This is a genomic window from Aeromonas sp. PS2Canimalfood6 (genome assembly GCF_048276795.1).
Taxonomy (GTDB): Bacteria; Pseudomonadota; Gammaproteobacteria; order Enterobacterales; family Aeromonadaceae; genus Aeromonas; species Aeromonas caviae.
The window spans coordinates 1-7,977 of sequence record NZ_JBLUXC010000094.1 but is presented as its reverse complement, the minus strand read 5'-3'; the positions used below and the strand labels follow the sequence as shown (position 1 = coordinate 7,977).

Genomic DNA, 7,977 nt, shown 5'->3' with positions numbered 1-7,977 from the left:
ACGCGCTCAAAACGCCGCTCAGGCGTCCGTTTTTGGCTGGGGTGGTCGTTTTCGCGTGCAAAAAACGTGATTTAACATAAAAGGCGTTATGCGCACCCCCAAACCGGGGGCCGTTCACCAGTTTGGGGGCTGGCGAACTTGAGCAAGGCGCTGGCCGAGTAGAGGAGCAGGCGAAAGAGGTCACGCAGGGGCGGAAGCACGAGTTGGAGCGTGAGCTGGGATTGTCGTTATGTTTTTTGTGTCACACAACCAGATGGCTAACGGTGTGGTTTTTCGCAAATTGCGATATTATTAACTTTAAAATCAGCTAGTCTCAGCTTTAATTTTTATAAATTTTAGTGTTTATTTTTCTTTAAAAAGTTAATTATTTTTGAGGTATTAGATGTTTAAAGGTATAAGACTTGCTTTGTTGGCTTTAATCCTCTCCATAAACCATGCAAATGCCAGTATTCCTCTTCCATCCGGGGAGATGCCCTTCAAGGTAGATACTGAAAATAGGAAGATGCTTGTGTGCAATTACTTTGGTCTGGAGCTTCAGAAGCAGGGACGCTCTGGCCAATATAATGGTTCCATATCAAGGCGGATGATTGGAAACGACCTAATTTACTGCCTTATTGTTTTCATAAATGAGCATCCTAACGGCTATGTTAGTCAGGTGTTTTATTCTGTGACCGGAAATACAAGCAATGGAACCTGGGAAGCCAAAATGGAAAGGTAATGCATTTGAAATACATTCACTTCGCCACTAACAGAAATCCTAAGGAAAATACAATAAAGCAAGGTTTGCTGCTTAGTAAAAAATTTATAGAATCACCTCGGTGGACATTGCTTTTCTCAAAGGAAAACCATTCCAATGCAAGTGATAATGATTTTTCCTTTAACGGAACCAAAGTTTGGCAGGATGTAAGGTCTGGTTTGTTAGTCGTTGAGTCATATTCAAGTAATCGCAATGGCGTGGTAAATTCGATTAGCTTTAAAGAAACTGCAGAGTGGCCAGAATCAACAAGCGAAACCAAAAATGCAGAACCGCCGTTTTAGCGTGATGGGATTGCATCCTAGATGCGTTACTACTGTAACGTACTCGTGATGGTCGTGGTGGAGCCAGTTGTTCATGGCATCGGTATCAACTCAGAAGGTGAGTGAGCCACGGTTAATCAGAGACCTGTTGTATTGAGGCCAGTTGGTGATGGGATGAAGCGCCTTGCCCATGAATGCTGACTTGAAGGGGATGGTGGTGATCAGATCACCGCCTCCTCAGTTAGTTCCACCAAGCCGCATCGATTTGGGCAACACGGGCGTATCAGGTCAACCTCAGTTACAGTGGTAAACCCCGCAGCCCATTGCTTCAGGGAGTCTACTACTTGATGATGTAGGCCAATCATATCTCCTCGTAAGGATCAGCATCAATAGCACGTCCAGTGTCGTCCCAGTCTGGATCTTCCTCACCAAACTCGGGCAGCACATCCTCAAACATGTTGTCCTCGTCTTCAGGGTAATCAGATTCAAATTCACCGTACATCTTTCACTCCAAGTTTGATCTAGGGGTTGGCACACCCAAGCGTTTATTAAACACACACGCAGGATTTTACAGGTTGAAGTTCAACTGCTGGGCTCATTGAGCGAATCAACTCTTAATGAGTTGCACTACAGATCACTTAATTCTGTTGGGGTCGTTTTGAATTTACCGGTTTGCTTGTTTACGTGATGGAGTTCTTGTGACTGGAAATCACCCATATGCTGACCGTCTAGGAACATCGCAACATTATACTGTATTAAGCAGACCCATTCCGTTTGAGTTCCCATGCTTTTAATGACTTTTAATGCAGAAAAATAGTTGCCAGATTTATTTTCACCTTCATCCTCAATCGTGGCAATATTGGCATACCTGTCCCCAAAAGCGGTGCACTGTTCGAATGCAGGCCCAGGAATATATTTGCCATCGACCATTTTTTCTTGAGGCCAATCAATCCCCAAGTCACCCGCGAATGCACTTTGAGAAAGCATGGAAAAATAACATGCCAAAGTAATAAATAGTGCTCGTGGCAAATGCATGATAATTCCTATATGTTGCTCAGTAAAAATAGATATTGGCTTGGCGCGTTTTGTACTATTCAGTGCCTTGTAGATTACATTATATATCCTGAATGGATACTGCATAAGCCTCCCCATGTCGGTGGTGATCTCATCCGTTGCTAAATAGCTGTTCCGAATAGTAGAACACTACTCTCGTGTTGCCTTCTCAAGTGGCATTGATCACGCATAGTCGGTCTAAGCCTTGTCATGTCCGGCTTTGCCACCTGATGGCAGGGATGCCTCACACCACAAGGGAAGGCAATAAAAGCAGGGTGATGCCGCTGTGCAAAACAACCTGGGATGGATGTATCAAGAAGGTCGTGCTGTGCTACAGGACGATCAGTAGGCAGTGGTCACCTCACGGGATGAGCCCTTGTTAGCCTGCAAGATGGGTTGTCTTGCCGGGCGTTATCTCCCATTCTGCGCCCCCCTACACGGGGGAGCGTTCGCCAGTTTGGGGGCTTACTGCAGGGCTGCCGCGCTATGCTTGGCGGCCCCCCCGCCCCGAGCGCGACAGACTGCGCTAGTCGCCCCGTTGCTGGGACTTTGTTTACTGCATGGTTCGGTAGTCGTTATAATGTAATTGCGATTGTAATTACGGAGTGTGTGGAAATGGGGACGATTAACCTTCGCATCGACGACGACTTAAAGGCTCGTTCGTATGCGGTTCTTGATAGGCTCGGTGTCACCCCCTCGGAGCTGCTGCGGCAAACCCTGGAGTATGTTGCTTCCCAGGAGCGGTTGCCGTTTCGGACGACCGTGGTAACGGAGGATGAGGAGGCGCTGCTTGCCCTCGTTCGTGAGCGGCTGGCCAGCCCCCAGAAAGGGATCAGGGTGTCGCTGGATGACCTTTGAGCTTGAGTTCGATCCACGAGCGTGGAAGGAGTGGAAGAAGCTGGGTGATACCGTGCGCCAGCAGTTCAAGAAGAAGCTGGCAGAGGTACTGGAGCGACCAAGGGTCGAGGCCAACCGCCTGCATGGGCTGCCGGATTGCTACAAGATCAAGCTGCGTGGGGCGGGGTATCGGTTGGTGTACCAGGTACAGGATGATCGGGTGCTGGTATTCGTGGTCGCGGTGGGGAAACGAGAGCGGGAGCAGGTGTATTTGGACGCTGGCTCGAGGCTGGAATAGGTGAAGTTGCCGAGGGGTGGCTAGTGCGGTAATAACCGGGAGCAGGTTGATGATTATCCACCGTGGTGAGGCTTGGCAGAGCGCACAGGTTGAGGCTGCATTGAGCGAGGCTGATGCTGGTGACTTTGTGCCGGAAAAAGATATGGCGGCGAAGCTCAATCAGTTGGGCAAGCGGAAAAAAGCAGAGGCTGACGGTTGGGCTCAGGATAACCATGAGGCCATCCAAGAACTTAACCGGATGGTCGAAGAGCGCGGTCTGTTTTCCGATGGCTTATTTAAGATCGAGCAGATCATGGAGAGGGTTCGCAAGGGAGAAGAGGTTCTGCATTCGCTGGACGATGTCGAACGAGAGCTTAGCCGGGATGATCCGAGGTGTATCACGGATGTGTAGACGACCGAATACTTATGAGTATTGCGCCCTGTATCAGGCAGCTAAAGACGAGGCGTTTTCTTCACCAGGTGAAGAGTATTCAGCCGCATTTTATTACTTGTCGCGCATCAACTGGCTCGGTCTTATGGATGCTCAACGAATCGCCCAAGAGGCTTCAGAACGGGTTTTATTCGTTCGTACTAACGAAAGGAAATGTGAAGGAAAGTTAGATGCGGCTAACGTTGCTCATGTCTAGGCACCTGCGGTAACGTATTGCCCAGAAAAGACAAACCCCGAATCTCTGCGATCAACTTGGCGGAAGAGTGCAGAAAGTTCGGGGCCGTGACTTAATCACATGAGAAGTCTATCACATGGATCACATCAAACAACCCTCCTGCACCGCCAATAAGCGCGGTGCCAGATGGTAAAACCAGCGCTTCAAGCCGCTGTCTTTGTCGATCGTATCCCTCGTCGCCCCTACTGTTCCGATGATCCGGCGCAGGGGCTGCTTATCCGCCCGCAAGCGACCGCGTTGGCATATCGCCATATCCAGCACAACCCGCCGCCCCATGTCTCCTGTCTGGTGTTTGACGTGGACAGGAAACCGCATGAGCAACATTGGCGGGAGGGGTATCACGAATGGCGAGAGCGTGGCTTGCCTGCTCCGCACTGGATCTCGATCAACCCCGAGAACGGCAATTACCACCTTGGCTACCTGTTGGCCTCGCCTGTGGCGCGTACCAGTGCCGCAAAGTTAAAACCACTTCGCTATTTAGCGGCCATAGAACACGTTCTAGCGCGTCGGTTGGGTGCAGACATGGGGTACGTTGGCTTGATAACCAAAAACCCCGTACACCGAGATTGGTGGACGACATGGCACAACCACGCCCCATACCCCCTCGATTACCTCGCCGAGTTTTGCCCGGATGCCGATTTAGCAGCCTATAGCCGCCGCAGTCGCAAAGAAGTTGGGGGACTGGGGCGTAACGTTACGGTGTTCGATAACGTGCGTGAATGGGCCTACAGCGCCGTTAGAGAGTATTGGCGGCCCAACGGGTACGAGGCTTGGGCCGATGCGGTAAGGGCTGCCTGTGAGAGCGCCAATGCGTTTGGACGCGAGCAGGGCGGGCCGTTGCCTCCCAACGAGATCAAGGCCACTGCCAAGAGCATTGCCCGTTGGGTGTGGCGGCACTTTACCCCCGCGGGGTTTAGCCAGGTGCAGGCGCATCGAGGGGCGAAGGGCGGCAAGGTATCTAAGGGCGGGGGAAGGCCCACGGGAACAAGCCGGACTAACTGGGCACTGTGGGAGGAAATCCAGCGCATGAAGGCGGCGGGATACCCGCAGAAGGACATAGCCGAAGATCTTGGCGTATCGGTAGGATTGGTCAGTAAGTACGTGAACATTTCAAAATAGAGTTCACGAAAACAAGCCTTATCAGATAACAGCGCCCGCAGGGCGTTCCTTGTCTCTACCGAATCATTTAAGAGAGAGGATCTTGGCGAGGTGGTTAAGCCCGATCCCGAAGGGCTGTCCATCAGGCCGTGGGTTTGGCCTGTGGGCAGGAGGGTTTATCCACGGAGCGCCTTTCTTTTGCGCATCTACATGGGGTGTAGGGGGTCAACGGTGTGGGTGTGGTCTTTTTCGTTACGTGTAACGAAAGCTACTTTAGCCCAAAAAACTTTCTTGATGCCGCCTCCTGCTCCTCCGGTGTGCCTGTCGCATAGATCTCTTGCATGATCCGGTTCTTCTCCTCGATCAGCAGCCGCTCCAGTACCTCCGCCAGCGTCACTTCGGCGTGCCGTGCCAGGGCGTCCAGCGATACCCGCGCCTCGGCGCTGATCATGACGTTCAGATTTGCACGATCATTTCCCCTAGCTCGCTTCCGGTAGGCCCGTTGGCGCTCGGCTGCGCTTTTAGCTGCGCCAGTTCTGGGGCGGCCACGAGGTTTGGGGGTCGGGATCAGATCGGGTGTCTGGGTGTCGTGGGCATCTTTCATGGCAGGTCCTTTTGCGTTACATGTGACAATAACATATTGCGTTACATGTAGCGGTAATTCAATGGCTGCATAAAAAAGAACCAGTGCCGACCTGTTAAAAGCCGATCGCAGACGGTAATATTTGGTAGATAACAAGGTGTAACTAGGCTACGCCTAGTTCTCGCTTCGCTCGCCTTGCCCTGGCTACGCCAGGGGATCACCACAGAGACAAAAGCCATGGACAAAGCCACCCCCACCAAGAAGCGGCGGGGGCCAGCCCCGCTGCCGCCTCAGGATCAGCGGACCATCCGGCTCGGCGTCTGCGTGACGCCGACCGAGCTGGCCACCCTCACCAAAAAGGCGTTCGGCGGCCTTGAGCCGCCAGCCGACATGCTGCCCCAGACCGTGCGGCAGCAGACTGCCGCCTATGTGCGCCAGGTAGCCCTAGAGGGCAGGGCTGCATCTATCGTTGAGCCACCTCCAGCCATCAATGCCGAGGCATGGGGGGAGCTGGGGAAACTGGCGGCCAACCTGCACCAGGTCGTCCGTGCCATCAATTGCGGGCAGACGGTGGGGGTCTCTGCCGATGCGGTTACAGAGCTGGCTGCGATGGTCCTGCACCTCCGCCAGGAGCTGGGGATCCGAGCATGAAGGCCAAGATCACCCGCGGGTCCGGTTTTCGCGGGGTACTGGATTACACCCTGAAAAAATCGGGGGGGGAGCTGCTGGGTGGCAGTACCACTGGCAGCATGACGGGAGCCACTCCCCGCCAGTTGGCGACCGAGTTTGGTGCCGTGCGTAGACTGAGATCGGACATCGAAAAACCCGTTTGGCATTGCTCCCTAGCCCTGCCCGCTGGGGAGGTGATCGAGCCGGATCGGTGGCTGGCCATTGCCAGCGATTTTATGACCGAAATGGGTTTTTCTGATCGGACGCCATATGTCGTCGTCCGGCATCACGACACAGACCATGATCATATCCACATCGTGGCCAGCCGGATCGATGTGGCCGGTCAGGTGTGGCTGGGACAGTGGGAGGCTCGGACTGCCATCGAGGCTACGCAGTTGCTGGAAACCCGATACGCCCTGACGCCCACACCTGGGTTGGTTGTTGGCCGTGCGGCCAAGAAGGGCCTGACCAGGGGCGAGATCGAAAAAAGTTTGCAGACCGAGCAGGAGCCCCCACGGCAGCGCCTGCAACGCTTGGTCGAGGCGGCAGCCCAAGGGGCACCCACAGTAGTTCAGTTCGCCGAGGCGCTACGCCTGGCTGGCGTGAACGTGCGGCCCAACGTGGCCAGCACGGGCAGGTTGAACGGTTTTTCGTTCGAGCTGGACGGTGTCCCCTTCAAGGGCTGCGACCTGGGCAAGGGCTACACATGGGCCGGACTACAGAAACGAGGCGTTACCTATGAGCAAACTAGAGACAGTGCGAGCCTTGAACGACTCCAAGCCCCAGTTGGAGTTGATCTCGGCGGTACAGAGCCTGGAGCAGACAGTGCAACAGCTACGCCAGGAGCTAGGGGCATTGCCCCCGACGTTGGCGGACGAGGTAGTTCGAGTCCTAGAGCCGCTGCAGGACGTGTTGACCCTGCCGGATCAGGTACGAGCCATGAGCGCTCTCCAGAGGGATTTGATCAGCGTCCTGGTGAGCCAGGGGACAGAGGAGCTCCGCGAGCAGGTTGGTGGGCTAGGGAAGGCATTGACTCAGGCCAGAACAGATCTGGGCGGCATCACGGGGCTGCCTGTGCGACTGAAAACGGCGGTCGACGAGCTGACGCCACTGATCGAGGGGCTGAAGGCGCCCCCGCCCCCCGTTCGGCCCCTGATCCCCTGGTGGCCAGCTCTGCTAGCAGCTGTGCTGACGGGGGTGATCATGACGGCTGGACTGCTCGCCTGGCAGAGGCACGAGAGCGCAGAGCTCAGGCGGTTGATGACGTTCGACAAAATCTGGACGCAGGCCACCCCACAGGAGCGCGAGCAGATGAGAGGCATTTTGCAGCGGTAGTCGTGCAGATACTGGAGTCATGGATCCCGTTTGGTCATAGGGCGATGCGAGCAGTGTTGGGGTGGTTGACTGGTCAACCTCCCACTCCTGACCCAGCTCCGCAGCCAGAGCCTGTGCGGATGGACAGACCTAGAGGGCCACGCATGTGACCCAGCAAAGCCGCCCGCGCAGCGGGCCTCTCTCGAAATGTCAGCGATAGGCCAAAAACAGGTTGAAACCATACCCCGCAGGATCCGGCCCTCAAACGCCCCCAGATGTGTTGCAAACTTTCAGCTGGGAAACGCCCTGGTTGGGGGGGCGAACGCGCTCAAAACGCCGCTCAGGCGTCCGTTTTTGGCTGGGGTGGTCGTTTTCGCGTGCAAAAAACGTGATTTAACATAAAAGGCGTTATGCGCACCCCCAAACCGGGGGCCGTTCACCAG

11 protein-coding genes and 1 pseudogene are annotated in these 7,977 nt (G+C 54.5%); 9 read left to right on the top strand and 3 right to left on the bottom strand.

Annotation, left to right across the window (positions count from 1 at the left end; genetic code table 11):
• Nucleotides 1–382: 382 nt before the first annotated feature.
• The gene (locus tag ACNPAA_RS20245) at nucleotides 383–718 is read left to right on the top strand and encodes a hypothetical protein (RefSeq protein ID WP_201873153.1); all 336 of its coding nucleotides are present in this window, start codon (nucleotides 383–385) and stop codon (nucleotides 716–718) included.
• Between the two features lie 5 nt (nucleotides 719–723).
• Entirely contained in the window at nucleotides 724–1,038 is a 315-nt protein-coding gene (locus tag ACNPAA_RS20240) for a hypothetical protein (protein WP_201873150.1), read from the top strand.
• A gap of 340 nt (nucleotides 1,039–1,378) precedes the next feature.
• On the opposite strand, the gene ACNPAA_RS20235 is transcribed toward ACNPAA_RS20240, so the two are convergent.
• On the bottom strand, nucleotides 1,379–1,519 hold the full coding sequence (locus ACNPAA_RS20235; RefSeq protein ID WP_201873147.1) for a hypothetical protein: 141 nt from the start codon (nucleotides 1,517–1,519) through the stop codon (nucleotides 1,379–1,381).
• Between the two features lie 125 nt (nucleotides 1,520–1,644).
• A complete protein-coding gene (locus ACNPAA_RS20230; RefSeq protein WP_201873144.1) occupies nucleotides 1,645–2,157 on the bottom strand; it encodes a hypothetical protein in 513 nt (170 codons plus the stop codon).
• Nucleotides 2,158–2,685: 528 nt separating this feature from the next.
• Between ACNPAA_RS20230 and ACNPAA_RS20225 the strand changes: the two genes are divergently transcribed.
• From ACNPAA_RS20225 to ACNPAA_RS20210, 4 genes are all read left to right on the top strand, one after another.
• Complete coding sequence (locus tag ACNPAA_RS20225) at nucleotides 2,686–2,928, top strand: type II toxin-antitoxin system RelB/DinJ family antitoxin (RefSeq protein WP_201873143.1); 243 nt, start codon at nucleotides 2,686–2,688, stop codon at nucleotides 2,926–2,928.
• Nucleotides 2,918–3,205, top strand: a complete 288-nt coding sequence (locus tag ACNPAA_RS20220) for a type II toxin-antitoxin system RelE family toxin (protein WP_113722067.1) — start codon at nucleotides 2,918–2,920, stop codon at nucleotides 3,203–3,205. Before ACNPAA_RS20225 ends, ACNPAA_RS20220 begins: the two co-directional genes overlap by 11 nt.
• A gap of 49 nt (nucleotides 3,206–3,254) precedes the next feature.
• Nucleotides 3,255–3,596, top strand: a complete 342-nt coding sequence (locus ACNPAA_RS20215; protein WP_161508008.1) for a type II toxin-antitoxin system CcdA family antitoxin — start codon at nucleotides 3,255–3,257, stop codon at nucleotides 3,594–3,596.
• Between the two features lie 400 nt (nucleotides 3,597–3,996).
• On the top strand, nucleotides 3,997–4,989 hold the full coding sequence (locus tag ACNPAA_RS20210) for a replication initiation protein (protein ID WP_201873142.1): 993 nt from the start codon (nucleotides 3,997–3,999) through the stop codon (nucleotides 4,987–4,989).
• Between the two features lie 247 nt (nucleotides 4,990–5,236).
• Here the strand turns inward: ACNPAA_RS20210 and ACNPAA_RS20205 are convergent, their stop codons facing one another.
• Entirely contained in the window at nucleotides 5,237–5,572 is a 336-nt protein-coding gene (locus ACNPAA_RS20205) for a hypothetical protein (RefSeq protein ID WP_139743094.1), read from the bottom strand.
• 216 nt (nucleotides 5,573–5,788) lie between these two features.
• Here ACNPAA_RS20205 and ACNPAA_RS20200 point away from each other — a divergent pair, with 216 nt between their 5' ends.
• The 3 genes and pseudogenes from ACNPAA_RS20200 to ACNPAA_RS20190 all read left to right on the top strand — a co-directional run bounded on the left by ACNPAA_RS20200 (nucleotide 5,789) and on the right by ACNPAA_RS20190 (nucleotide 7,555).
• On the top strand, nucleotides 5,789–6,202 hold the full coding sequence (locus ACNPAA_RS20200) for a hypothetical protein (RefSeq protein ID WP_201873201.1): 414 nt from the start codon (nucleotides 5,789–5,791) through the stop codon (nucleotides 6,200–6,202).
• Nucleotides 6,199–6,579, top strand: a pseudogene (locus ACNPAA_RS20195) (relaxase/mobilization nuclease domain-containing protein); the annotation flags it as partial. The gene ACNPAA_RS20200 and the pseudogene ACNPAA_RS20195, both read left to right, overlap by 4 nt.
• A gap of 379 nt (nucleotides 6,580–6,958) precedes the next feature.
• Nucleotides 6,959–7,555: a hypothetical protein gene (locus ACNPAA_RS20190; RefSeq protein ID WP_234925045.1), complete on the top strand. Its 597-nt coding sequence runs from the start codon at nucleotides 6,959–6,961 to the stop codon at nucleotides 7,553–7,555.
• The last annotated feature ends 422 nt before the right edge of the window (nucleotides 7,556–7,977 follow it).